The sequence below is a fragment of the Rhodococcus sp. PSBB066 genome (assembly GCF_017068255.1).
Classification (GTDB): domain Bacteria; phylum Actinomycetota; class Actinomycetes; order Mycobacteriales; family Mycobacteriaceae; genus Rhodococcus; species Rhodococcus aetherivorans.
On the sequence record NZ_CP070859.1, the window covers coordinates 2695506 to 2718620 of the forward strand.

A 23115-nucleotide genomic window follows, 5' to 3' on the forward strand; every position below is an offset into this window, starting at 1 on the left:
TGTGGCCGGTGGGTGTGACGTTCGTCTCGGTGGGGTATGACGCACAGTTGACCCCATGAGCGAACATCTGCCCGGACCCGCCGCCACATCCGGCACCCGCCACGAGATCACCCTCCTCGTCCGAGCCGGCTGCGGTGCCTGCGCGCCGGCACTGACTCTGCTCGAGCAACTGTGCGACGAGTTCGGAGCCGGGCTGACGTGCATCGACGTCGATCGGGCTGCCTCAACGGATCCCGACCTGCGCGCCGAATTCGGCGATCGTCTGCCGGTGGTGCTGCTCGACGGCCGTGAACACAGCTACTGGGAGGTCGACGAGCCGCGGTTGCGGGCCGATCTCGCCGGTTGAGCGCCCCTGGGCGGAACCGTCGTGCAGGTGAGAAGCACATTCGGGGCCGTTCGAGCAACTTTGTGCAGGGCTTCACAAGCGGTTACCGTGGTGTGAACGAATCCCCCGGATCACCGTGAGGACCGACGTGTACCCGTCGGCCGGACGAGGAGCCACGAACGTGACAGAGCTGCACCCCCCGCAGGGCGACGCTGCCCGCGGCGGCGTCGCCGAAGTCGGCGGGGGTGCGTCTCCCGGTGTCCCTGTGCGGGACATCCCCCAGGCTACTGTGACGCGTCTCGCGACGTATCTGCGGGTCCTCGGAATGCTCGCCGACGAGGGCACGCTCATCGTCTCGAGCGAGGAACTCGCCACCGCGTCCGGGGTCGGTTCCGCGAAGCTTCGCAAGGATCTGTCCTTTCTCGGGCCCAACGGGGTGCGCGGCGTCGGCTACGACGTGCTGCGCCTGCAGGCCCGCATCGAGAACGCACTCGGCCTCGACCGGGGGCACCGCGTGGTGCTCGTCGGCGTCGGCAATCTCGGCCGTGCCCTGGCCGGGTACGCCGGCTTCGACCGCCGAGGGTTCACGATGGCCGGACTGTTCGACGCCGACCCGGCGCGGGTGGGGACGCGGGTGGGGAACCTGACCATCCGCCACGTCGACGGGCTCGAAGCGGCCGCCCGCGAACTCGGTGCCACGATCGGCGTCATCGCCACCCCGGACGCCGCCGCCCAGGGTGTGTGCGACCTGCTGGTGCGCTCCGGTGTCCGGTCCGTGCTGAGCTTCGCCTCGGCGCCCCTCGCGGTGCCCGACCATGTCGAGGTCCGGCGGGTCGACCTGTCCGTGGAAATGCAGGTCCTCTCGTTCCACAGCGCCCGCAACGACGCACTCGCCCAGGTGGCGGGCGGCAGTCACGCGGGCCTGACCGACACCCGGCGCGCCGCGTCGGGGCTCACCGCGCCGAGCGCGAACGGGCACACCGCATCAGGAACGCCGAGCCCAGTGGCCTCGGCAGCGACAAGAAACGGATCGGTGATTGCGCCGTGAGTGTTCTCCTCGTCGGGGTCTCGCACAGGACCGCGCCCGTCTCGGTCCTCGAGAAGGTCGCCGTCACCGACACCGATCGACCCAAGCTGACCGACAAGATGATGGCCTCCGACCACATCTCGGAGGCGATGATCGTCTCCACCTGCAACCGGGTGGAGATCTACGCGGTGGTCGACGCGTTCCACGGTGCGCTGGCCGACGTCAGCGAGCTCATGGCCGAGCACTCGGGCCTGACCCTCGTCGATCTGCACAAGCACGCGTACGTGCGCTACAGCGAGGCGGCCGCCGAGCATCTGTTCGCCGTGGCCAGCGGGCTGGACTCCATGGTGGTCGGCGAGCAGCAGATCCTCGGCCAGATCCGTACCGCCTACGCGAGCGCCGACGCCCAGCAGGCCGCCGGCCGGGCCCTGCACGAGCTGGCCCAGCAGGCGCTGCGCGTGGGCAAGCGGGTGCACACCGAGACCGGCATCGACGCGGCGGGTGCCTCCGTCGTGTCGGTGGCGCTGGACAAGGCCGCGACATCGCTCGACGGTCTCGCCGGCCGCACCGCCGCCGTGATCGGCGCGGGCGCGATGGGCGGGCTCGCCGTCGCGCATCTCACCCGCGCCGGAATCGGGCGCATCGTGGTGGTCAACCGGACCCGCGAGCGCGCCGAGCGGCTCGCCGAGACCGCACGCGGCAACGGCGTCGAGGCCGACGTCATGCCGTTCGAGCGGCTCGCCGCCGCGTTGTCGCAGGCCGATGTGGCCGTCACCTGCACGGGGGCCGTCGGTACGGTCGTCACCCTCGCCGACGCGCACCGGGCCCTCGCCCAGCCCGAGCGCAGCACCCGCCCGCTGGTGATCTGCGATCTCGGCCTGCCGCGCGACGTGGAGCCTGCCGTTTCGGGTCTGCCCGGCGTCACCGTCTTCGACATGGAGTCGCTGCAACGCGATCCCGCGGCCGGGGCCGCCGCCTCCGACACCGAGGCCGCCCGCTCGATCGTCGCCGGCGAACTCGCCGACTACCTCGCGTCCCAGCGCCTCGCCGAGGTCACCCCCACCGTCACCGCCCTGCGCCAGCGTGCCGCCGAGGTCGTCGAGGGCGAGCTGCTGCGGCTCGAGTCCCGGTTGCCGGGGCTCGACGACGGTCAGCGCGGGGAGGTCGCCCGCACGGTGCGCCGCGTCGTGGACAAGCTGCTGCACGCGCCGACGGTGCGCGTCAAGCAACTGGCGTCCACCCCCGGCGGCGACCAGTACGCCGAGGCGCTGCGCGAGCTGTTCGAACTGCGTCCGGGTGCCGCCGAGGCCGTCGCCACCCCGGTGGCGAAGGAGCTCGGCGCGCTGCCCGACGTGACCGGCGCGACCGATCTCTCGGCCGCGCTGGATCCGGCCGTCACCACGGAGCTGCAGGCTCCCCGGAAGCAGTTTCCCGGCCCGCTGGGGGCTCCCCGAGAGGAAAGGCAGGCATGAGAGCCGAGGTCGCATCGGACACCCGGATCGAAGCCGGGACCGGCAGCCGCACGCTGCGGATCGGAACGCGCGGCAGCCTGCTGGCGACCACGCAGGCGGGCACCGTCCGGGACGCGCTGATCGCCGCCGGCCATCCCGCCGAGCTGGTCGTCATCACCACCAAGGGCGACGTGACCGCCGGTCCGGTCGAGCGGATCGGCGTCGGCGTCTTCACCGCCGAGCTGCGCGAGGCGCTGCTCGCCGGCGACGTCGACCTGGCCGTGCACTCGTACAAGGATCTGCCGACCGCGCAGGATCCGCGTCTGGTGATCGCGGCCGTGCCGCCGCGTGAGGATCCGCGGGACGCGCTCGTCGCCCGCGACGGCCTGGTGCTCGGCGAACTGCCGCCCGGCTCCCGCGTGGGCACCTCCGCGCCGCGGCGGCGTGCCCAGCTCGCCGCCATGGGCCTGGGCCTCGACATCCAGCCGCTGCGCGGGAACATCGACACCCGGCTCGGGAAGGTCGCGTCCGGCGAACTGGACGCCATCGTCATCGCCCGGGCGGGGCTCTCGCGCATCGGCCGCCTCGACCGGATCACCGAGTCGCTCGAGCCGGTGCAGATGCTGCCGGCGCCCTCCCAGGGGGCCCTCGCGGTCGAATGCCGCGCCGGGGACACCGCACTGATCGAGATCCTCGCCGGCCTCGACGACCGCGCCAGCCGCGTCGCGGTCGTCGCCGAACGGGCCCTGCTCGCCGAGCTCGAGGCCGGCTGCACCGCCCCGGTCGGGGCCGTTGCCGAGGTCGTCGAATCCCTCGACGACGACGGCCGCGTGATCGAGGAACTGTCCGTGCGCGGCTGCGCCGCCGCCCTGGACGGCTCGGACGTGCTGCGCGCGAGCGCCGTCGGCGATCCCGACCGCGCGGAGGAGCTGGGCCGGGCGGTGGCCCGCGAGTTGCTCGATCTCGGTGCGCGCGAGCTGATGACCAGCCGTGCGGACGACGCGCCGGAACAGGGCACCGCAGATGTTTGACGCCCTCCGTCCGCACCCCAGGTTTCCCCTTACCGCAGATTTGACCGCACTGGAGAATGACCGATGAGCCGAGTCCGTAAGCACAATCCCGGACGGATCCTGTTCGTGGGAGCTGGGCCGGGCGACCCGGCTCTGCTGACCGTGCGAGCCCGCGACGTGCTCGCGGGCGCGACGATCGCCTTCACCGACCCCGACGTCGACAAGGGGGTGGTCGCGCTCGTCGGTACCACCGCCGGCCGGGATCCGGAGACCGGGGAGCCCGTCGCCGAGGTGCGTCCCGCGCTGGGCGAGCCCACCGAGGTCGCCAAGACCCTCGTCGCGGAGGCGAAGAACGGCCACGACGTCGTGCGCCTCGTCGCCGGTGATCCGCTGACCACCGACTCGGTGATCGCCGAGGTCAACGCCGTCGCCCGCACCCAGGTGGTGTTCGAGGTCCTGCCGGGCCTGACCCCCGGCTCGGCCGTGCCGAGCTACGCGGGCATGGCCCTGGGCTCGTGCCACACCGAGGTCGACGTGCGCGGCGAGGTGGACTGGGCGGCGCTCGCCGCCGCGCCCGGCCCGCTGGTGCTGCACGCCACGTCCGGTCACCTCGCGGAGACCGCCAGCGCCCTCGTCGAGCACGGGCTGGCGCCGCAGACCCCCGCGGCGATCACCGTCCGGGGCACGACCCGTCAACAGCGCACCGTCGAGGCCACCCTCGCCACGCTCAACGATGCCGGCTCCGAGTTGGTGGGGCCGCTCATCGTCACCGTCGGCAAGATCGTCTCGCAGCGCGGCAAGCTCTCGTGGTGGGAGTCCCGCGCGCTGTACGGCTGGACGGTGCTGGTGCCGCGCACCAAGGAGCAGGCCGGGGAGATGAGCGAGCGGCTCGTCGCGCACGGCGCCATCCCGATCGAGGTGCCGACCATCGCCGTCGAGCCGCCCCGCAGCCCGGCCCAGATGGAGAGGGCCGTCAAGGGTCTCGTGGACGGCCGCTACCAGTGGGTGGTGTTCACCTCGACCAACGCGGTGCGCGCGGTGTGGGAGAAGTTCGAGGCGTTCGGCCTCGACGCCCGCGCCTTCTCGGGCGTGAAGATCGCGTGTGTCGGGCAGGCGACGGCGGACAAGGTGCGCTCGTTCGGGATCACCCCCGAGCTGGTGCCCTCCGGTGAGCAGTCCAGCGAGGGCCTGCTGGCCGAGTTCGCCCCGTACGACGACGTTTTCGACCCGGTCAACCGGGTGCTGCTGCCGCGCGCCGACATCGCCACCGAGACCCTCGCCGAGGGCCTGCGCGAGCGGGGCTGGGAGATCGACGACGTGACGGCCTACCGCACGGTGCGGGCAGCGCCGCCGCCGGCCGAGACCCGCGAGATGATCAAGACCGGTGGGTTCGACGCGGTGTGCTTCACCTCGTCCTCGACGGTCCGCAACCTCGTGGGTATCGCCGGTAAGCCGCACGCACGCACCATCGTCGCGTGCATCGGGCCGAAGACCGCGGAGACCGCGATCGAGTTCGGCCTGCGGGTGGATGTGCAGCCGGAGACCGCCCAGATCGGTCCCCTGGTGGAGGCGCTCGCCGAGCACGCCGCCCGGCTGCGGGCCGAGGGCGCGCTGCCGCCGCCCCGCAAGAAGTCCCGCGCCCGCCGCTGACCCACCGTGCGCGGTTCCGGTGGCTGCCGCTACCGAAACCGCGCACGGCTTGCATGGAAGGTGAGTCCGCCGATGTATCCCGATGTCCGTCCCCGCAGGCTGCGCACCACCCCGGCCATGCGCCGGCTGGTCGCCGAAACCTCCCTCGAGCCGCGGCATCTGGTGCTGCCGATGTTCGTCGCCGACGGGCTCGACGCGCCGCGCGAGATTCCCTCGATGCCCGGCGTGTACCAGCACACCCCCGACTCGCTGCCGGCCGCGGCGACCGCCGCGGTCGAGGCCGGTGTCGGCGGGCTGATGCTCTTCGGCGTGCCGCGGGCCGAGGACAAGGACGCCCGCGGATCCGGCGGCACCGACCCGGAGGGCGTGCTCAACCGCGCGCTGCGCGACCTGCGCGCCGAACTCGGCGACGCGACGGTCCTGATGGCCGACACGTGCCTCGACGAGTTCACCGACCACGGTCACTGTGGCGTCCTGGGCGCTTCGGGTGAGGTGGACAACGACGCGACGCTCGAGCGGTACGCGGAGATGGCCGTCGCGCAGGCCGAGGCGGGCGCGCACCTGCTCGGGCCGAGCGGGATGATGGACGGCCAGGTCGCGTCGATCCGGGCGGCGCTCGACGCCGCGGGGCATCAGGACGTGGGGCAGATCGCGTACTCCGCGAAGTACGCGTCGGCGTTCTACGGGCCGTTCCGCGACGCGGTGGGTTCCTCGCTCGAGGGCGATCGGCGCACCTACCAGCAGGATCCGGCGAACCGTCGGGAGGCGCTGCGCGAAGTCGATCTCGATCTCGCCGAGGGCGCCGACCTGGTGATGGTCAAGCCCGCGATGTCGTACCTCGACGTGCTGCGCGAGGTCGCGGACCGCTCGGACGTGCCCGTCGCGGCGTATCAGATCTCCGGCGAGTACGCGATGATCACCGCCGCCGCGCAGAACGGCTGGATCGACCGGGACGCGGCAATTCTGGAGTCGCTGACGAGTATCCGCCGCGCCGGCGCCGACATCGTGCTCACCTACTGGGCGGCCGAGGTCGCGGGCCGGCTCACGTGAGCACGCCCGAACCGTCGCAGTGGCCCGGGCCGCCGGCCACGCCGCCCGGGACGGCGCCGGGGGAGCGGCGCCCCACCCCCGTGGACGTGGAGACCGCGTTCCAGCTGTGGTGTGCGGTCGCGGTCCTGGGCCTGGTGTACCTCGGTGCGAGCGTGGCGCTGATGTGGGAGCGCAGGGACGAGTTCGTCGACCAGATGACGGCCGAGCTGGCCCGGCAGACGCCCCCGGTGGAGATGCCCCGGGAATCGGTGGAGTCGTTGCTGCCGTTGGGTTTCGGGATCACCGCCGTCCTGGGCCTGGCCTTCACCGGCCTGTTCCTGCTGGTGGTCTTCGCGATGCGCCGCGGCCGGAACTGGGCGCGCATGCTGCTCACGATGATCGGCGTCTTCCTGACCTTCACGGCGCTCCCCACGGTGTTCGGCGTCGGTGCGCTGGGCGGTGGGGCCGGACTCGTGATCGGCCTCGTGAGCATCCTGCAGGGTGTGTGCTCGGTCGGGGCGATCGTGCTCATGCACCGCCGCGAGCCGAACCTGTACTTCCTTCGGTTGCCCCCGAGCTGACCCCCCGGGCGCGCGGAGTACGGTGTCTGACGACCCACGGCCCGCGCGGTCGTTCCCGACGAGCGAAGAGGACTTTCATGCAGGTGGAGCCCCGGCCCTACGGTCGTCGTCGTGAGCTGGTTCTGATCGGCCTCATCGCCGTCCTGGGTGTGGTGACCCTGGTGCTGGTCGTCGTTCCGGGCATGCTCAGCGCCTGATCGCGACGTGAGCGAGCCGGCCGAGCCCCGATTCCACGAGCCCGGTGCGCATTGGCGCACCGTGGCGCTCGGCCCGGTGCTCTGCGTCGTCGTGCTCGCGGTGGAGCTGCTGACCGGGCCGGTGGTCCACTGGGTCTCCCTGCCGGTGATCGCTCTCGTCCTCAGCGGTTTCGCGTACGTGACGGTCGTCGCGGCCCGGCGGCACGTGAGCGTGGAGCTGACCGCGGCGACGCTGCGCCTCGGCACCGAGGAGCTGCCGCTCGAGGAGATCGACGCGGTGCTGCCGCCGGCCGATCCCCGGGCCCGCGAACCCGAGCGCTGGGAGACGGCCCGGCCGCTGGGGGAGCTGTCGAACGTGCCGCGGGGTCGCACGGCCGTCGGCCTGCGGTTGCGCGGCGGCGCCCTGGTGCGGGCCTGGGCCAGGGACCACGAGCGGCTGCGGTCCGAACTCGGGACGGTGCTGGCCGAGCGCGCCGATCCACCCTTGCTTTAATACCCCCTAGGGGTACGATGCGGGTATGGCCGGATACACCCCGCACCAGGAGGACCTGCTCAAGCGCCTGCGCCGGATCGAGGGACAGGTTGCGGGCATTGCCCGGATGATCGAGGACGACCGCTACTGCATTGACGTCCTGACCCAGGTTTCCGCCGTCACCAAGGCCCTGCAGACGGTCTCGCTCAAGCTGCTGGACGCGCACCTGGCCGGCTGCGTCGTCGACGCCGCCCGGCAGGGCGGACCGGAGGCCGACGCGAAGATCCAGGAGGCCTCGGACGCGATCGCCCGCCTCGTTCTCAAACCCTGATCGCCCGAGGAGCCCGATCGGCATGCGGATCGCCCACGGACTGTGCGCTGCGGGACTGGCGTGCGTCCTGACGGCGTGTGCGCCGGAGGAGCCCGCGCGGACGGTGCTCTCGGGTACGCCGAGCGCGGTCCCCGAGTCGCCGGCCGCGCCGCGGGTCACCGTCACCACCCTCGTCGACGGTCTCGACCATCCGTGGGACGTGGTGCAGGCCCCCGACGGGACGCTGCTGACCGGGGAACGGTCGGGCCGGTTCGTCGTCCGGCGGCCCGACGGGCGCGTCGAGGAACTGCGCGCCGACCTGCCGGACCTGTACGCGGTGGGGGAGACCGGGCTCATGGGCGTGGCGCTCGGCCACGACTTCGAGTCCAGCCGCACCGTCTACGCGTGCCAGGGGCACCGCGACCCCGACGACGTCCGCGTCTACGCCTGGACCGTCGATCCCGGCTGGACCACGATGACGCGGCAGCGCACCGTCGTCGAGGGCCTGCCCGTCGCCCGCGGCGGGCGCCACGGCGGCTGCCGGATCCTCGCGCACCCCGACGGCACCCTGTACATCGGCACGGGCGACGCCACCCGCCCGACGGCGCCGCAGGATCCGGCCGGCCTCGGCGGCAAGGTGCTGCACCTGAACCCCGACGGGTCGCCGGCGCCCGGCAACCCGGATCCGGGCAGCGTCGTGTTCACCCTCGGCCACCGCAACGTGCAGGGGCTGGCGCTGCAGCCCGGCACCGGCCGGCTCTACTCGGTGGAGCAGGGCAGCAGCCGCGACGACGAGGTCAACCTGCTCGTGCCGGGCGGCAACTACGGCTGGCGTCCCGACCGCGAACCCGGCACGTACGACGAATCGGTGCCGATGACCGATCCCGAGCGCGTGCCCGGCGCGATCCCGGCGGTGTGGAGTTCCGGCTCGCCCACCATCGCCACCCCGGGGCTGGCGTTCGCGGCCGGGCCGGCGTGGGGCCCGTGGTCCGGTGCGCTCGTCGTCAGCAGCCAGCAGGACGAGAAGCTCCTGCTGCTGCGCCTGTCCGGTGACGGCCGCAGCGTCACCGAGTCGGCGACGCTGCTCGAGGGGGAGTACGGCCGCCTGCGGTCGCTCACCTCGCTGCCCGACGGCTCGCTCCTCGTCACCACCGACAACGGCTCCGGCGACAAGATTCTGCAGGTCGCCCCCGTCTAGCGTGCCCCTGGGTCGACGCGCCGCGCGCCCGCGCCGTCCTCGCCCAGCCGATCGCCCGGATTGAACAGTGTGCACGCCTGCAGCGACAGGCAGCCGCAGCCGATGCACCCCGCCAGTTCGCGCTGCATCCGGTCGATCGCCTGCTTGCGTTCCGCGAGGCGCTCGTGCCATGCCCGCGAGATGCGCATCCAGTCCCGTCGGGTCGGGGGCCTGTCGGCCGGCAGCGCCGAGAACACCTCGGCCACCTCGGCGAGCGGAATGCCGAACCGGGTCGCCAACTGGATGATCGAGATGCGCCGGATCGTGTGCCGGGGGAAGCGGCGCGTGCCGCCTGCGGTGCGGTGTGCCGTCACAAGTCCCAGCGACTCGTAGTAGCGAATCGCAGACACGGCGGCGCCCGTGCGCCGGGAGACTTCACCGATCGCCAGCAGTTCTTCGCTCGTGCGGCTCATCACGACTCCGTTCCCCGCGCTTGATCTCAAGTGCACTCGAGACTCTACAGTCACCGGCATGCACGGATCCACGACTCGCGCCGGCTCCTGGCCGGAACTTCTCGGGCGCGAATACCTCGGTACAGCATCGGTTCTCGCCGGCGGAGTTGCCCTCTACGCCACCAACGTGTACCTCACCACGAGCCTGCTGCCGACCGCGGTCGAGGAGATCGGCGGCCACGCCTACTACGCGTGGACGGCGACGGTGTTCCTCATCGCGTCGGTGATCTCCTCGACGGCCGTGGCCCGCCTCCTCGCCGCCCGCGGACCCCGGGGCGCCTACCTCGTGGCGCTCGGGACCTTCGCGGCCGGCACCCTCGTGTGTGCGCTCGCCCCGTCCATGGAGACGCTGCTGGCGGGCCGGGCGGTCCAGGGACTCGGCGGCGGCCTGCTCGCCGGGCTCGGCTACGCCGTTCTGAACAGTGCACTGCCCGAACGCCTCTGGAGCCGCGGCGCGGCGCTCGTATCGGCGATGTGGGGCGTGGGGACCTTTGCGGGACCCGCCGTCGGCGGCGTGTTCGCCCAGTTCCACGCCTGGCGATGGGCGTTCGGCGCGCTAGTGGTCTGCACGCTCGCGGTCGCCGCCGCGGTGCCCTTCACCCTGCCGGCGCACGCCCGCGGATCGCGGGATGCCGGCAGGATTCCGCTCGGTTCGCTCGCCCTGCTCACCGCCGCGGCCCTGACGGTCAGCGTGGCCGCCGTCGTGACCGGCAGTGCGCCCACGATCGCCCTCATCGCGGTCGCGTCCGCTGCCGTGGTCGCGTTCGTCGCCGTCGACCGCCGCAGCCCGCACGGCATCCTGCCCGCGGCGACGTTCACCACCGCCCGGCTGCGCTGGGTGTACCTGACGATCGCAGTGCTGGCGGTCGCCTCGACCGCCGAGACGTTCGTCCCGTTGTTCGGGCAGCGCCTCGCCGGCCTCGCACCGCTGGCCGCCGGCTTCCTCGGCGCCGCGCTCGCGGTGGGGTGGACGCTCGGCGAGATCCCGAGCGCCTCGGCGTCCGCGCCACGGACCGTGCACCGCATCGTGGTGAGCGCTCCGGTGCTCGTCGGCCTCGGTCTCGCGCTCATGGCGACCGTCGTGCGTGACGAGGCCGGACCGGCTGCGGTCGCGGCGTGGGTCACGGGACTGGTCGTCGCGGGCGCGGGCATCGGCATCGCGTGGCCGCACCTCGCGGTCGGCGCGATGAACGCCGTCGCCGACCCGCGCGAAAGCGGCAGGGCGTCCGCCGCGATCAACACCGTCCAGTTGATCGCGAACGCGTTCGGCGCAGCACTGGCCGGGGTCCTCGTCAACGCGGGACAACCGTCCGACGTGCGCTCGGCGCGGCTCCTGCTGTTCGGGTTCGCGGCCGTGGCGGTGCTCGGCGTGCTCGCCGCGCGCCGCGCGGTTCCGGCCCGCGCGCACCGGCTCCGGTCGGTCCCGGCGGACTCCTCCGCAGCGGAACCCGAACGAATCTGACGCCGCCGCGCGTGTCGTCGCCGTCCGGCGCATCGCCTTCCGTAACATCGCCGGGATCCGGCGAGGAGGAGATGCGCGTGCGAATCCCGGGGAGGTGCGCGGCGGCGATCGCAGCGGGCGTGCTCGCGGCAGGGGCGCCGAGCGCCCACGCGGCGCCACCCGAGGCGGGCGCGCTGCCGGCGCTGACCGTGACGCCACTGATGGAGGGGCTGAGCAAGCCCTGGGACGTCGTCGCCGCGCCGGACGGGACGATCCTCACCGGAGAACGCAGGGGCCGCTTCGTGGCCCGTGGCCCGGACGGTGACGTCCGCGACGTGCGCGCCGACCTGTCCGACCTGTACGCCGAGGGCGAGACCGGTCTGATGGGACTGGCGCTGGCGCCCGATTTCGGGACGAGCCGGACCCTCTACAGCTGCCAGGGTCATCGCGGCCCGGACGGCACCGACATCCGCGTGCAGTCGTGGACGGTCGATGCCGGATGGACGGAATTGACCCGTGGTGCCACCGTGCTCGCCGGCATTCCGGCCGGGCAGGGCGGCCGTCACGGCGGCTGCCGGCTGCTCGCCCACCCCGACGGATCGCTGTACGTCGGCACGGGCGACACCGCCGACCCCCAGGTTCCTCAGGACCGGAACAGCCTGGGCGGCAAGGTGCTCCACATCGATCCCGACGGCACTCCCGCGGCGGGCACCCCCGATCCGAACAGCCCGGTGTTCACTCTCGGCCACCGCAACGTGCAGGGACTGGCGCAGCGTCCCGGCACCGGCGAACTCTATGCGGTCGAGCAGGGCACCGGCCGCGACGACGAGGTGAATCTGCTGCTGCCGGGTGGCAACTACGGCTACCGGCCCGACCGCTTCCCGTTCGTCTACGACGAGTCGGTGCCCATGACCGACCCGGCCCGCGTTCCGGGGGCGATCGGGGCCGTGTGGAGTTCCGGCGCCCCCACCCTCGCGACTCCCGGCGGCACGTTCGTCGCCGGTGCCGGCTGGAACGGGTGGGACGGCGCACTGGTGATCACGAGCCAACAGCAGGAGAAGCTGCTGTTCCTCGAACTCACCGCCGACGGCCGCGCGGTGGACGAGACCGCGACCGCGCTCGAGGGCCGATTCGGCCGGCTGCGGTCGGTGACCGCGCGGCCCGACGGGGCACTGCTCGTCACGACGGACAACGGAAGCGGCGACCGCGTCCTGCTGGTGGAACCTGCCGCCGACTGAGAGGGCGAGACGATGTGCTCACCGACGGTGCTCGACCGGGTGTATCGCGAGATCCAGGACAGCCGAAGCCGATTCGGCCGCCGGTCCTTCCTCGCCGCAGTGGGCGTGACCGCCGCGGGCCTCGCCGCGACGCCCGCCGCACGGGCCGGCGGGAACACCACCCCCGTGCGGGCCGACGCGGTGATCGACCTGACCCACACGCTGACCCCGCAGTTCCCGGTCTGGCCCGGCAACGAGCAGTTCACGATGCGTCCCGTCGCAACGCTCGACACCGGGCGGTTCGCCGTCAACGAGATGTCGCTGTGGGAGCACACCGGCACCCATCTCGATGCCCCGGCCCACATCGTGCGCGGCGGCGCCACCGTCGAGGCGCTGCCGGTGCGCGACTTCGTGGCCCCGCTCGCCGTCGTCGACATCGCCGGCAAGGCCGCGCAGGACGACGACTCCGTGGTCACCGTCGCCGACGTGGCGGCCTGGGAACAGCAGCACGGCCCGATCCCGCCGGGCGCGTTCGTCGCGATGCACTCGGGCTGGGAGGCCCGCCTCGCCGACCCCGCCCGCTTCGTCAACGCCGACGCGCTGCGCATCCCGCACGCGCCGGGATTCGACCGCGACGCCGTGCGGATGCTCGTGCACGAACGGAACGTCGTGGGGCTCGGCGTCGACACCCTCAGCCTCGACCGGGCGAGCAGCAGCGACTTCGGCGCCCACGTGGAGCTGCTCGGCGCGGGCCGCTACGGCATCGAGGCGATGGCGAACCTCGCGGCCGTGCCGCCGCGCGGCGCGACCGTCGTCGTCGGCGCGCCCAAGCACGTCGGCGGCACCGGCGGACCGTGCCGGGTGCTGGCACTGGTCTGATCCGCGCACCCGGCCCGGCGGGTCAGCCGAGGCGACCGGCGTCCGTGCCCGGACCGTCGAGCATCGCCGACCCCAGCAGGTGCTCCGGCACGCCGAGACCCTCGACGAGCGTCGTCACGTGCGGGCGCAGGGTCCGGCAGCGTTCGTTGATGCCGCGTGACACGGCCTTCGCCCGCTCCACCGACAGCTGCCGGTGCTCCATGTACCAGGCCTTGTCCTCGTCGATGACACTCAGCGCGTACAGGTCGCACAGGTCCGACAGCAGCTCGCGGCCCGCCTCGTCGGGACACGAGTCGATGCCCGCGACGAACGCCTCGAGCACGACCCGGTCGATGTGGGCCTGCGCGGCGTGCAGCACGTGGTCCTGCACGAAGTTGAACGCGTCGAACATGTTCTCCTCGCGCTTCGACGCGGCCTGCAGCCGCCGCGCCGCCGTCGAGAGCAGGTACTGCTCCCGGGACTCGAACATCGCCATCTGCGTGCCCCGGTCGAAGAGGCTGCCGTCCTCCTCGTTGTCCTTCCGGGTGTCGACGAGGGTCTGGAGGATCTGCTGCGCGGCGGTGCGCTTCTTGACGATGTCCGACACCGTGACGGCGGCGAACTTCATCCACTCCACCGGGCTCATCCCGCGGACCTCGTCCGCGTAGGCGGTGAGCAGTTCCTTGGCGACGAGCTGGGTCAGCACGTGGTTGTCGCCCTCGAAGGTGGTGAACACGTCGGTGTCCGCCTTCAACGCCGTCAGCCGGTTCTCGGCCATGTATCCGGCGCCGCCGCAGGCCTCGCGGCACTCCTGGATGGCGCGCGTCGCGTGGGCGGTGTTGGCGACCTTCAGTCCGGCGGCGCGGCTCTCGAGCTCACGCTGCTCCTGGGGGTCGACGTCGTCGACGGGCGTGGTCTGGATCCGGTCCATGGTCGAGACCAGCTCGTTCTGCGCGAAGGTCAGCGCGTACGACCTCGCGATGAGCGGCAGCAGGCGGCGCTGATGCACCAGGTAGTCCATCAGCAGCACCTCGTTCTCGTCGCCCGGGGCGCTGAATTGGCGGCGCTGCAACGCGTACCGCGTCGCGATCGACAGCGCGACGCGGGCCGCGGCACCCGCCGAGCCGCCGACGGTGACCCGGCCCCGCACGAGCGTGCCCACCATGGTGAAGAAGCGGCGGTTCGGGTTCTCGATCGCCGAGACGTAGGTCCCGTCGGGCTCGACGTCGGCGTACCGGTTGAGCAGGTTCTCCCGCGGGATCCGCACGTGGTCGAACATGATCCGCCCGTTGTCCACGCCCGGCAGGCCGCCCTTGTGGCCGCAGTCGGAGGTGGTGACGCCGGGCAGGTCGTCGCCGTTCTCGTCGCGGATCGGCACGACGAAGCAGTGCACGCCCTGGGACTTGCCCCCGGTGATCAGTTGCGCGAACACCGCGGCGACCGTCGCGTGCTGCGCCGCGCCGCCGATGTAGTCCTTGCGTGAGGACGGGGTGGGGGAGTGGATCACGAACTCCTCGGTGCCCGGGTCGTACGACGCCGTCGTCTCGAGCGACTGGACGTCGGAGCCGTGACCGGTCTCGGTCATCGCGAAGCAGCCGAACAGATCGAGGTCGATGAGCGGGCCGAGGTAGCGCTCGTGGTGACGGGTCGTGCCGAGATTCTCGATCGCGCCGCCGAACAGGCCCCACTGCACCCCGGCCTTGACCATCAGCGACAGGTCCGACATGGCGAGCATCTCGATCGACGCCACCGCACCACCGGCGTCGCCGCCCCCGCCCACCGCCTTGGAGAAGCCCGCCCGGGCATAGCCGGATTCGGCGAGCATCCGCATCTGCTTCAGCGTGATCGCCCGGGCCACGTCCAGGTCCGGCGTGTAGTGCGGGGCGAACTCGGGCCGGTCCAGATCCGCGCGGGCCCGCTCGCGCGCCTGCCGCCACGCGCCGTCCAGGGTGATGCGGATGTGCTCAGCTGTGGTCGTCATGGACTCGACACTAGGACGATTCGGGCCCCTCGTGTGGGTATGTGAGAACGCCGGTATCGGCTGCAGGATGCGCCCAGTCCGTCGGGACGTCCGCGCCGCCTTCCGGACTGACCCGTGTCCCGACGCGGGCCAGCAGGGGGGTCGGAGCGATCGGTCCCGCGAAGAGGGCCTGGCCCAGCCCGAACGTCGTGGCGCGGTGCAGCATCGCCGGCGGGACGTGCGAGAACAGGTGTGCGAGCTCCTCGATGTCGGTGCTGCCGTTCATGCGCATCAGCAACAGGTTGTCGCACTGGGACACGACGTTCGGATGCACCTTCCCGGGGCGCTGCGTGGCGACGAACAGGTGCAGCCCGAACTTGCGGCCCTCGCCGGCGATGAGCACCCCCAGATCCGCGGTGCTCGACGACAACGGGTCCGCCGTGGCCGACGGCAGGATGTTGTGCGCCTCGTCCACCACCAGGAGCATCGGCAGGCGGCGCCGCCGCAGCATCCACAGCCGGCCCAGCAGGCCGAGCGCCACCGCGGCCCGCTCGCCGGGGGAGTTCAGGCTGCCGAGATCGATCACGAAGCACCGGCCCGCCGTCATGTCGAGTTCGGCGGCCGAGCGTTCGTCCCCCCGGCGCCACAGCTCCCACGCCGCGATCCCCAGGTTGTCGATGCGGGTCGCGAGACGCGCGGTCGCGGGGTCGGCCGCCGCCGCGGACCGCACGTCCGCGACCGAGTAGGGGACGGCGAGGGAGGCGGTGACGCGGCGCAACGCCGAGTACTCGTCGAGGTCGTGCACCGGGTCCAGGCGCAGCAGCAGCGCCTGCGCGACGAGGGGAAGGTCGCTGAGATCCAGGCACAGCAGGTGGTCGGAGTCGGCGCCGCGGGCCCGTACCACCCGCACTCCGGTCGCGGCCTCGCGATGCCGGCGCGCGGCGGGGGAGTCGTCCCCCGGATCCCGCAGCCGGCCGAGCTGCACGTGGTCGGAGTTGGGGTCGAGCACCACGATCGGCAGGGTCGTCGCGACGAGCAGCCGTTCGAGGACCGCGCCGGTCGTGTACGTCTTGCCGGAGCCGGACTGGCCGCACATGAAGGTGTGCCGGGCGAAGCCCGCCGGGTGCAGCCGCGCCGGCACCGCCGGGGCGTGCAGCATGGTGCCCACGTCGAGGGTGCCGGCGAGCGCGGCGGCGATCGTCGCGGTCTCGGCCTCGGTGGCCGGACGCACATGCCGCTCGGGAAACGGCTCCGTCTCCGGCGTGGCGACGAACCGGCCGTCGCCGAACACCCCCAGGACGGTCGCGGAACCCGCCAGCGTCCGCACCATCGCCCGGCCCCGCACCGACCGCACCGGCAGACCCGGTTCGTCGACGGTGACGTCGACGTCGGCGCCCTCGCGTTCGACGATGCGCACGCTGCGGACCTGCACGGCGAGGCGGCGCCCGTCGTCGAGTTCGACGACCGCGAACCCGCCGACGTCGACACCGACGTCCACCGGTCCGGTGAGAAGTACCTCACGGCCGTCGGCGGACAACGCGGCGGTGACCACCCGGAAGCGGTCCGCGAGGGCGATCCGGACGTCGTCGAACGAGACCATGGTCACATTCCTACCGGAACGACCGCCGTTGCAGGGTCCACGCCTTTTGGCAAATCCCGCGAAACTGGGACACTGGAGGTCGTGACTGCGACCCCCGATGCATCTCGCGCCCGCGACTCCGTTTCCACCGCACTGTTCGACCGGGCGTCGAAGGTGATTCCCGGGGGTGTGAACTCTCCGGTCCGCGCATTCGGATCGGTCGGCGGTACCCCGCGCTTCGTCGCGTCCGCCTCGGGCTACACGCTGACCGACGTGGACGGCAATTCCTATGTCGACCTGGTGTGTTCGTGGGGGCCGATGATCCTCGGCCACGCGCACCCGGCGGTCGTCGACGCGGTGTGCAGCGCCGCCACGACGGGCCTGTCGTTCGGCGCGCCGACGGCCGGTGAGGTGGAACTCGCCGAGGAGATCGTGGGGCGCATCGAGCCCGTCGAGCAGGTCCGGCTCGTCAACTCGGGCACCGAGGCGACGATGAGCGCGGTGCGGCTGGCACGCGGATTCACCGGCCGAACCAAGATCGTCAAGTTTGCGGGCTGTTATCACGGTCACGTCGACGCCCTGCTCGCCGACGCCGGCTCCGGCGTCGCCACCTTCGGGCTGCCGACGTCGCCGGGTGTGACCGGTGCGCAGGCCGAGGACACCATAGTCGTGCCGTACAACGACCTCGAGGCGGTGCGCGCGGCGTTCGTCGCCAACCCGGGGAAGATCGCCGCGGTGATCACCGAGGCCGCCGCCGGCAACATGGGCACCGTCCCGCCGCTGCCGGGCTTCAACGCCGGCCTGCGCGAGCTGACCCGCGAGCACGGCGCGCTGCTGATCATGGACGAGGTGATGACCGGGTTCCGGGCGGGACCGGCCGGCTGGTACGGCATCGACGGTGTCGCCGGCGACCTCATGACGTTCGGCAAGGTGATGAGCGGCGGCCTGCCCGCGGCCGCGTTCGGCGGCCGCGCCGACGTCATGGCCCACCTCGCGCCGGCGGGGCCCGTCTACCAGGCCGGCACCCTGTCGGGTAATCCGGTCGCCGTCGCCGCCGGGCTGGCCAGCCTGCGCGCCGCCGACAGCGCCGCCTACGCCGCGCTCGACCGGAACGCCACCACCCTCGGACGGATGATCGGCGAGGCACTCACGGCCGAGGGCGTCGCGCACCGGGTCCAGTTCGCCGGCACGATGCTCAGCGTCTTCTTCACCGAGGATCCGGTGACCGACTACGCGCAGGCCAAGGCCGCGCAGACGTGGCGGTTCCCGGCGTTCTTCCACGCCCTGCTCGACCACGGCGTCTACGCCCCGCCGAGCGCGTTCGAGACGTGGTTCGTCTCCTCCGTGCTCGACGACGACGCGTTCTCCCGCATCGCCGACGCACTGCCGCACGCAGCGAAGGCCGCGGCGGCCGCCACCGTCTGAGCGGGCCCTCCCACGCCACCACACCCGACGCACACCCGAGGAATTCCCACGTGACCGAACCTGCCCCGTCCGAGTCCCGCACCATCGTGCACGTGCTCCGGCACGGCGAGGTGCACAACCCCAGCGGCATCCTCTACGGCCGTCTGCCCGGCTTCCGGCTGTCCGTGACCGGGGAGGCACAGGCCCGGTCGGTGGCCTCGGCGCTCGCCGACCACGACGTCGCGCACATCGTCGCCTCCCCGCTCGAGCGGGCCCAGCAGACCGCCCAGCCGATCGCGAACAAGCACGGCCTGCCGGTGGCGACGGACGACAACCTCATCGAGGCGGGCAACCAGTTCGAGGGCCTGCGGGTCGCCGTCGGCGACGGGGCGTTGAGCCGGCCGCGGCACTGGTGGAAGCTGCGCGACCCCTTCACCCCGTCGTGGGGAGAGCCCTACCTGCAGATCGCGCACCGCATGCTCGCCGCCGTCAACGCCGCCCGCATCGCCGCGGTCGGCCGGGAGGCGGTGTGCGTCAGCCACCAGCTGCCGGTGTGGACGCTGCGCCGCTTCCTCGAGGGCGAGCGGCTGTGGCACAACCCGCAGCACCGTCAGTGCAGCCTCGCATCGCTGACCTCGCTGGTGTACCAGGGCGACACCCTCGTCGACATCGTCTACTCCGAACCGGCCGGGGCTTCGGACCCGACCGTCCACGGCGCATGAGGCGCCGGGCCACGCGACGGGCGGCGCTGGCGGCGGCGGCGCTGGCCTGTGGCCTCACTCTCACGTCGTGCGCCACCGGTGACGACGCCGTCGCCACCGGCGGCACCTTCGACTTCGTCTCGCCCGGGGGCCAGACCCGGATCTTCTACGACCCGCCCACGGACCGCGGCACCCTCGGTGCACTGTCGGGTGAGGACCTGATGAACGAGGGGCAGACCCTCTCGCTCGACGACTACGCCGGCCAGGTGGTGGTGCTCAACGTGTGGGGCCAGTGGTGCGCCCCGTGCCGCAGCGAGGCCGACGACCTCGAGCAGGTCTACGAGGCCACCAAGGATCAGGGCGTGCAGTTCCTCGGCATCAACGTCCGCGACAACCAGCGCGACAAGGCCCAGGATTTCGTCGTCGACAACCGGGTGGGCTACCCGTCGATCTACGACCCGTCGATGCGCTCGCTGCTCGCCCTGGGGGCGAACTACCCGACCTCGGTCGTACCGACCACGGTCGTCCTCGACCGTGACCACCGCGTCGCCGCCGTGTTCCTGACCGAACTGCTCGCGAGCGATCTGCAGCCGGTCGTCGAGCGCGTGGCCGCGGAAAGTCCGTCCGAGCAGTGACATGGGTGGTGCAGTGACATGGGTGGTGCAGTGGTGAGCAGTGATCCGCTGGTGAGCGAGGCCGTCCTCGCCGCGGGCATCGGGGACACCTTCCAGTCGGTCGCCTCGTCCGGCCCGCTGCTGCTGGCCCTCGGGGCGTGCCTGCTGGCCGGACTCGTGTCCTTCGCATCGCCCTGCGTGGTGCCGCTCGTGCCCGGTTACCTGTCCTATCTGGCCGGTGTCGTGGGTGCCGAGGCCCCCGCGGTGACCGCCGCCGAGGCGCGCGGGCGCACCACCACCGTCCGCGACGACGGGCGCCTGCGCGTCGCCGGGGCCGCCGCGCTGTTCGTCGCCGGATTCACGGTCGTGTTCGTCCTCGCCACCGCGTCGGTGTTCGGCGCGATCTCCGTGCTCTCCGTCAACCGCGAGGTGCTGATGCGGATCGGCGGGGTGGTCACCATCGTGATGGGCCTGGTGTTCGTCGGGCTGATCCCGGCGTTGCAGCGCGACACCCGCCCCGAACCCCGGCGCATCTCCGGACTGGCAGGCGCGCCGCTGCTCGGCGGCGTCTTCGCCCTCGGGTGGACGCCGTGCCTCGGTCCCACGCTCGCCGGGGTGATCTCCCTGGCCGCGGGGACCGAGGGCACCACCGCCGCGCGGGGCGTCGCGTTGATCGTGGCGTACTGCCTCGGCCTCGGGCTGCCCTTCGTCGTTCTCGCGCTGGGCTCGGCGCGGGCCCTGCGCGGGGTGGGCTGGCTGCGCGCCCACGCCCGCACCGTCCAACTCGTCGGCGGCTTCATGCTCGTGGCCGTCGGAATCGCCCTCGTCACCGGCGCCTGGGACGTGTTCGTCTCCTGGATCCGGGACGCCTTTATTTCCGAGGTCACGATGCCAATATGACGGCCACCGACACCCCCACCGCCCCAACGTCGCCGACCCCGCCGCCGCGGCAGGGCCCGGCCGGTCGCACCGCGGCGTTCGTCCGCAACACCTGGCGCGGCCTGACGTCGATGCGCACCGCGCTGGTGCTGCTGTTCCTGCTCGCGCTGGCGGCGATCCCCGGCGCGCTGCTGCCGCAGCGCAGCCTCAACTCCGGCAAGGTCGACGAGTACATCGCCGCGCGCCCGACCCTCGGGCCGCTCCTGGACCGGCTCGAGTTGTTCGACGTGTTCGGCAGCTTCTGGTTCACCGCGATCTACGTGCTGCTGTTCGTCTCCCTGATCGGCTGCATCCTGCCGCGCTGCACGGAGTACTACCGCGCGCTGCGCACCCGGCCCGTGCCGGCGCCGCGCAACCTGTCGCGGCTGCCGCACCACCTCGAGACCACGGTCGACGCCTCACCCGAGGAGGTGCTCGCCCGGGTGCGCGGTCAGTTGCGGGGCTGGCGCATCGCCGAGCGCGGCGTGGAGACGACCGCGGGGCGCGGCGCGCGCGACGGCGAGCTCACGCTCGCCGCGGAGAAGGGGTACCTGCGCGAGGCCGGCAACCTGCTGTTCCACCTCGCGCTGGTGGGTCTGCTCGCCGCGGTCGCGGTGGGCAAGCTGTTCGGCTACGAGGGCCAGCGCATCCTGGTCGCCAACGGTGAGGAGTTCTGCACGAGCTCGCCGGCGGCGTTCGACTCGTTCCGCGCGGGCAACACCCTCGACGGCACGGGCCTGACTCCGATGTGCATCCGCGTGAAGGACTTCTCCGCGGACTACCTCGACAACGGGCAGGCCGAGATGTTCACCTCGAACATCGACTACCAGGCGGGGGCCGACCTGGCGACGAACACCTGGCGCGACGCGCAGTTGCGGGTCAACCACCCGCTGCGGGTCGGTAGCGACCGCGTCTACCTGCAGGGCCACGGCTTCGCGCCGTCCTTCACGGTGACGTGGCCCGACGGCGAGACCCGCACCGAGACGCTGCAGTGGCGGCCCGACGACGCGACCACCTTCCTCAGCAGCGGCGCGATGCGGTTCGACCCGCCGGGCGGGATGTACCCGGATCCCGACGAGCGGCGGCGCAACCAGATCGCGATAGAGGGCCTGTTCGCGCCCACCGCGGTGTTCCACGGCAACCTGTTGTCCTCCGGTTACCCGGCGCTGACCGATCCCGCCGTCGCGATCGACATCTACAAGGGCGACACGGGTCTCGACACCGGCACCCCGCAGTCGCTGTTCTCCCTCAACGGTGAGCTGATCAACCAGGGCCGGCTGGTCAAGCAGGACCGGGTGAACCTGTTCGCGGGGGAGAGCGTGACGCTCCCCGACGGGACACAGATCCGCTTCGACGGCGCGACCGATTTCGTGAACCTGCAGGTCTCGCACGACCCGGCGCAGACCTGGGTGCTGGTTTCGGCGATCACGATGATGGTGGGGCTACTGGTGTCGTTGCTGATCAAGCGCCGCCGGATCTGGGTGCGGGCCTACCCGGCCGGTACAGTGGCCGACGGGGAACGACGTACCGTAGTAGAACTCGGTGGTCTCGCCCGGACCGACCAGGCCGGATGGGGTGACGAGTTCGAGCGTCTGACCGGCCGATTGCTCGGCGACGACACGACCGCACGTGCGAAGGCAGCACAGGAGAAGAAGGCATGACCCTCAACGAGACCCTCGCGCAGTACAGCGACTGGGCATTCGAATCGGCGTTCGCGGTGCTGGTGCTCGCGCTGGTGTTGCTGATCGCCGAGTACGCCTCGCACCGGGCCGATCTCGTCGCCGAGCGTGAGCGCACGCTCGTCGCCGTCGGCGCGGCCGGCGAGCCGCCCTCGGCGCCGGACGGTCCGGGCCGGGTAGAGGAGCCGCGGGGCCGGACGCTGTCCGAGCGTCTCGGCAACATGGGGCGCGCGCTCGTCGTCGTGGTGGCCGCCCTGCAGGTCACGTCGATCGTGCTGCGCGGGCTGTCCACCGAGCGTTTCCCGCTCGGCAACATGTACGAGTTCGTGTCGATGGCGTGCGCCGCGGCGGTGCTGTTCGGCCTGGTGGTGCTGCGCCGGCCGGCCTACCGGATCATGTGGGTCTACCTTCTCGTGCCGGTGCTGATCCTGATGTTCCTCGCGGCGACCGTGCTGTACGCCGACGCCGCGCCCGTCGTGCCCGCCCTGCAGTCGTTCTGGCTGCCCATCCATGTGACCATCATCAGCGTCGGCAGCGGCATCTTCCTGGTCTCCGGCGTCGCCAGCCTGCTGTTCCTGCTGCGCATCCGGTTCCCGAAGGGCGAGGAGGGTCGCGGCGTGTTCGGCCGGATCGCCGAGCGCCTGCCGGACGCGCAGACCCTGGACCGTCTCGCCTACCGCACCACCATCATCGGGTTCCCGCTGTTCGGTGCCGGCATCATCCTCGGCGCGATCTGGGCCGAGGCCGCCTGGGGCCGGTTCTGGGGCTGGGATCCCAAGGAGACCGTCTCGTTCATCACCTGGGTGATGTACGCGGCGTACCTGCACGCCCGCGCGACGTCGGGCTGGCGCAACACGCGCGCGGCCTGGATCAACGTCGCCGGCTTCGTCGCCATGCTGTTCAACCTCTTCATCATCAACATGGTCGTCTCCGGTCTGCACTCGTACGCCGGCCTGACCTGATCTGTTATCGTCCGCGTCGGCCGGGCCGTGGGGGACCGGGG

22 protein-coding genes are annotated in these 23115 nt (G+C 72.2%); 19 read left to right on the forward strand and 3 right to left on the reverse strand.

Annotation, left to right across the window (positions count from 1 at the left end; translation table 11 throughout):
* Nucleotides 1-55: 55 nt before the first annotated feature.
* The 10 genes from JYA75_RS12460 to JYA75_RS12505 all read left to right on the forward strand — a co-directional run bounded on the left by JYA75_RS12460 (nucleotide 56) and on the right by JYA75_RS12505 (nucleotide 9250).
* Nucleotides 56-346, forward strand: coding sequence for a glutaredoxin family protein (locus JYA75_RS12460; RefSeq protein ID WP_006935968.1), 291 nt, complete (start codon nucleotides 56-58; stop codon nucleotides 344-346).
* A 244-nt stretch (nucleotides 347-590) separates the two neighbouring features.
* On the forward strand, nucleotides 591-1373 hold the full coding sequence (locus JYA75_RS12465; protein WP_102800501.1) for a redox-sensing transcriptional repressor Rex: 783 nt from the start codon (nucleotides 591-593) through the stop codon (nucleotides 1371-1373).
* Nucleotides 1370-2824, forward strand: a complete 1455-nt coding sequence (locus JYA75_RS12470; protein ID WP_006935962.1) for a glutamyl-tRNA reductase — start codon at nucleotides 1370-1372, stop codon at nucleotides 2822-2824. The genes JYA75_RS12465 and JYA75_RS12470 overlap by 4 nt, the downstream gene beginning before the upstream one ends.
* Nucleotides 2821-3834, forward strand: coding sequence for a hydroxymethylbilane synthase (gene hemC, locus JYA75_RS12475; RefSeq protein ID WP_043803241.1), 1014 nt, complete (start codon nucleotides 2821-2823; stop codon nucleotides 3832-3834). The genes JYA75_RS12470 and hemC overlap by 4 nt, the downstream gene beginning before the upstream one ends.
* A 63-nt stretch (nucleotides 3835-3897) precedes the next feature.
* On the forward strand, nucleotides 3898-5463 hold the full coding sequence (locus JYA75_RS12480; protein ID WP_006935959.1) for a bifunctional uroporphyrinogen-III C-methyltransferase/uroporphyrinogen-III synthase: 1566 nt from the start codon (nucleotides 3898-3900) through the stop codon (nucleotides 5461-5463).
* Nucleotides 5464-5535: 72 nt separating this feature from the next.
* On the forward strand, nucleotides 5536-6513 hold the full coding sequence (hemB, locus tag JYA75_RS12485) for a porphobilinogen synthase (protein ID WP_006935956.1): 978 nt from the start codon (nucleotides 5536-5538) through the stop codon (nucleotides 6511-6513).
* An 80-nt stretch (nucleotides 6514-6593) separates the two neighbouring features.
* A complete protein-coding gene (locus JYA75_RS12490) occupies nucleotides 6594-7073 on the forward strand; it encodes a hypothetical protein (protein ID WP_006935953.1) in 480 nt (159 codons plus the stop codon).
* 204 nt (nucleotides 7074-7277) lie between these two features.
* Complete coding sequence (locus JYA75_RS12495; protein ID WP_006935948.1) at nucleotides 7278-7763, forward strand: hypothetical protein; 486 nt, start codon at nucleotides 7278-7280, stop codon at nucleotides 7761-7763.
* 25 nt (nucleotides 7764-7788) lie between these two features.
* A complete protein-coding gene (locus JYA75_RS12500) occupies nucleotides 7789-8073 on the forward strand; it encodes a metal-sensitive transcriptional regulator (protein WP_003937563.1) in 285 nt (94 codons plus the stop codon).
* A 22-nt stretch (nucleotides 8074-8095) separates the two neighbouring features.
* Nucleotides 8096-9250, forward strand: a complete 1155-nt coding sequence (locus tag JYA75_RS12505) for a PQQ-dependent sugar dehydrogenase (protein ID WP_006935947.1) — start codon at nucleotides 8096-8098, stop codon at nucleotides 9248-9250.
* Here JYA75_RS12505 and soxR read toward each other — a convergent pair.
* Complete coding sequence (gene soxR, locus JYA75_RS12510) at nucleotides 9247-9702, reverse strand: redox-sensitive transcriptional activator SoxR (RefSeq protein ID WP_065922299.1); 456 nt, start codon at nucleotides 9700-9702, stop codon at nucleotides 9247-9249. The genes JYA75_RS12505 and soxR overlap by 4 nt on opposite strands.
* 58 nt (nucleotides 9703-9760) lie before the next feature.
* Between soxR and JYA75_RS12515 the strand changes: the two genes are divergently transcribed.
* The 3 genes from JYA75_RS12515 (at nucleotide 9761) to JYA75_RS12525 (ending at nucleotide 13278) form a co-directional block, all read left to right on the forward strand.
* Nucleotides 9761-11203: an MFS transporter gene (locus JYA75_RS12515; RefSeq protein WP_065922300.1), complete on the forward strand. Its 1443-nt coding sequence runs from the start codon at nucleotides 9761-9763 to the stop codon at nucleotides 11201-11203.
* 71 nt (nucleotides 11204-11274) lie between these two features.
* The gene (locus JYA75_RS12520; RefSeq protein ID WP_029545131.1) at nucleotides 11275-12420 is read left to right on the forward strand and encodes a PQQ-dependent sugar dehydrogenase; all 1146 of its coding nucleotides are present in this window, start codon (nucleotides 11275-11277) and stop codon (nucleotides 12418-12420) included.
* Nucleotides 12421-12432: 12 nt separating this feature from the next.
* Entirely contained in the window at nucleotides 12433-13278 is an 846-nt protein-coding gene (locus JYA75_RS12525; RefSeq protein WP_006935936.1) for a cyclase family protein, read from the forward strand.
* 22 nt (nucleotides 13279-13300) lie between these two features.
* On the opposite strand, the gene JYA75_RS12530 is transcribed toward JYA75_RS12525, so the two are convergent.
* Nucleotides 13301-15238 (reverse strand): acyl-CoA dehydrogenase, encoded by a 1938-nt coding sequence (locus JYA75_RS12530; RefSeq protein ID WP_203330075.1) that lies wholly within the window; start codon nucleotides 15236-15238, stop codon nucleotides 13301-13303.
* A gap of 10 nt (nucleotides 15239-15248) precedes the next feature.
* Nucleotides 15249-16817: an ATP-binding protein gene (locus JYA75_RS12535; protein ID WP_006935933.1), complete on the reverse strand. Its 1569-nt coding sequence runs from the start codon at nucleotides 16815-16817 to the stop codon at nucleotides 15249-15251.
* Between the two features lie 81 nt (nucleotides 16818-16898).
* Between JYA75_RS12535 and hemL the strand changes: the two genes are divergently transcribed.
* Genes hemL through ccsB form a run of 6 tightly spaced genes read left to right on the forward strand, consistent with a single transcriptional unit; the run spans nucleotide 16899 to nucleotide 23074 of the window.
* A complete protein-coding gene (gene hemL / locus JYA75_RS12540; protein ID WP_050035616.1) occupies nucleotides 16899-18221 on the forward strand; it encodes a glutamate-1-semialdehyde 2,1-aminomutase in 1323 nt (440 codons plus the stop codon).
* A gap of 50 nt (nucleotides 18222-18271) precedes the next feature.
* Nucleotides 18272-18922 carry a histidine phosphatase family protein gene (locus tag JYA75_RS12545; RefSeq protein ID WP_050035615.1) on the forward strand — a complete coding sequence of 217 codons (651 nt, stop codon included), beginning with the start codon at nucleotides 18272-18274 and terminating at the stop codon, nucleotides 18920-18922.
* The gene (locus JYA75_RS12550) at nucleotides 18919-19536 is read left to right on the forward strand and encodes a TlpA disulfide reductase family protein (RefSeq protein WP_006935930.1); all 618 of its coding nucleotides are present in this window, start codon (nucleotides 18919-18921) and stop codon (nucleotides 19534-19536) included. Before JYA75_RS12545 ends, JYA75_RS12550 begins: the two co-directional genes overlap by 4 nt.
* Nucleotides 19537-19554: 18 nt before the next feature.
* Nucleotides 19555-20415 carry a cytochrome c biogenesis CcdA family protein gene (locus tag JYA75_RS12555; RefSeq protein WP_006935923.1) on the forward strand — a complete coding sequence of 287 codons (861 nt, stop codon included), beginning with the start codon at nucleotides 19555-19557 and terminating at the stop codon, nucleotides 20413-20415.
* Nucleotides 20412-22094, forward strand: a complete 1683-nt coding sequence (locus JYA75_RS12560; protein ID WP_185712913.1) for a cytochrome c biogenesis protein ResB — start codon at nucleotides 20412-20414, stop codon at nucleotides 22092-22094. Before JYA75_RS12555 ends, JYA75_RS12560 begins: the two co-directional genes overlap by 4 nt.
* Nucleotides 22091-23074, forward strand: coding sequence for a c-type cytochrome biogenesis protein CcsB (ccsB, locus tag JYA75_RS12565; RefSeq protein ID WP_029545125.1), 984 nt, complete (start codon nucleotides 22091-22093; stop codon nucleotides 23072-23074). Before JYA75_RS12560 ends, ccsB begins: the two co-directional genes overlap by 4 nt.
* The last annotated feature ends 41 nt before the right edge of the window (nucleotides 23075-23115 follow it).

Bases quoted from the DNA above. Each gene is read 5' to 3' on its own strand.
- JYA75_RS12460 (WP_006935968.1), top strand. From the start codon at position 56: ATGAGCGAACATCTGCCCGGACCCGCCGCCACATCCGGCACCCGCCAC.
- hemC (WP_043803241.1), top strand. From the start codon at position 2,821: ATGAGAGCCGAGGTCGCATCGGACACCCGGATCGAAGCCGGGACCGGC.
- JYA75_RS12480 (WP_006935959.1), top strand. From the start codon at position 3,898: ATGAGCCGAGTCCGTAAGCACAATCCCGGACGGATCCTGTTCGTGGGA.
- hemB (WP_006935956.1), top strand. From the start codon at position 5,536: ATGTATCCCGATGTCCGTCCCCGCAGGCTGCGCACCACCCCGGCCATG.
- JYA75_RS12500 (WP_003937563.1), top strand. From the start codon at position 7,789: ATGGCCGGATACACCCCGCACCAGGAGGACCTGCTCAAGCGCCTGCGC.
- JYA75_RS12505 (WP_006935947.1), top strand. From the start codon at position 8,096: ATGCGGATCGCCCACGGACTGTGCGCTGCGGGACTGGCGTGCGTCCTG.
- soxR (WP_065922299.1), bottom strand. From the start codon at position 9,702: ATGAGCCGCACGAGCGAAGAACTGCTGGCGATCGGTGAAGTCTCCCGG.
- JYA75_RS12515 (WP_065922300.1), top strand. From the start codon at position 9,761: ATGCACGGATCCACGACTCGCGCCGGCTCCTGGCCGGAACTTCTCGGG.
- JYA75_RS12520 (WP_029545131.1), top strand. From the start codon at position 11,275: ATGCGCGTGCGAATCCCGGGGAGGTGCGCGGCGGCGATCGCAGCGGGC.
- JYA75_RS12525 (WP_006935936.1), top strand. From the start codon at position 12,433: ATGTGCTCACCGACGGTGCTCGACCGGGTGTATCGCGAGATCCAGGAC.
- JYA75_RS12530 (WP_203330075.1), bottom strand. From the start codon at position 15,238: ATGACGACCACAGCTGAGCACATCCGCATCACCCTGGACGGCGCGTGG.
- JYA75_RS12535 (WP_006935933.1), bottom strand. From the start codon at position 16,817: ATGGTCTCGTTCGACGACGTCCGGATCGCCCTCGCGGACCGCTTCCGG.
- JYA75_RS12550 (WP_006935930.1), top strand. From the start codon at position 18,919: ATGAGGCGCCGGGCCACGCGACGGGCGGCGCTGGCGGCGGCGGCGCTG.
- JYA75_RS12555 (WP_006935923.1), top strand. From the start codon at position 19,555: ATGGGTGGTGCAGTGGTGAGCAGTGATCCGCTGGTGAGCGAGGCCGTC.
- JYA75_RS12560 (WP_185712913.1), top strand. From the start codon at position 20,412: ATGACGGCCACCGACACCCCCACCGCCCCAACGTCGCCGACCCCGCCG.
- ccsB (WP_029545125.1), top strand. From the start codon at position 22,091: ATGACCCTCAACGAGACCCTCGCGCAGTACAGCGACTGGGCATTCGAA.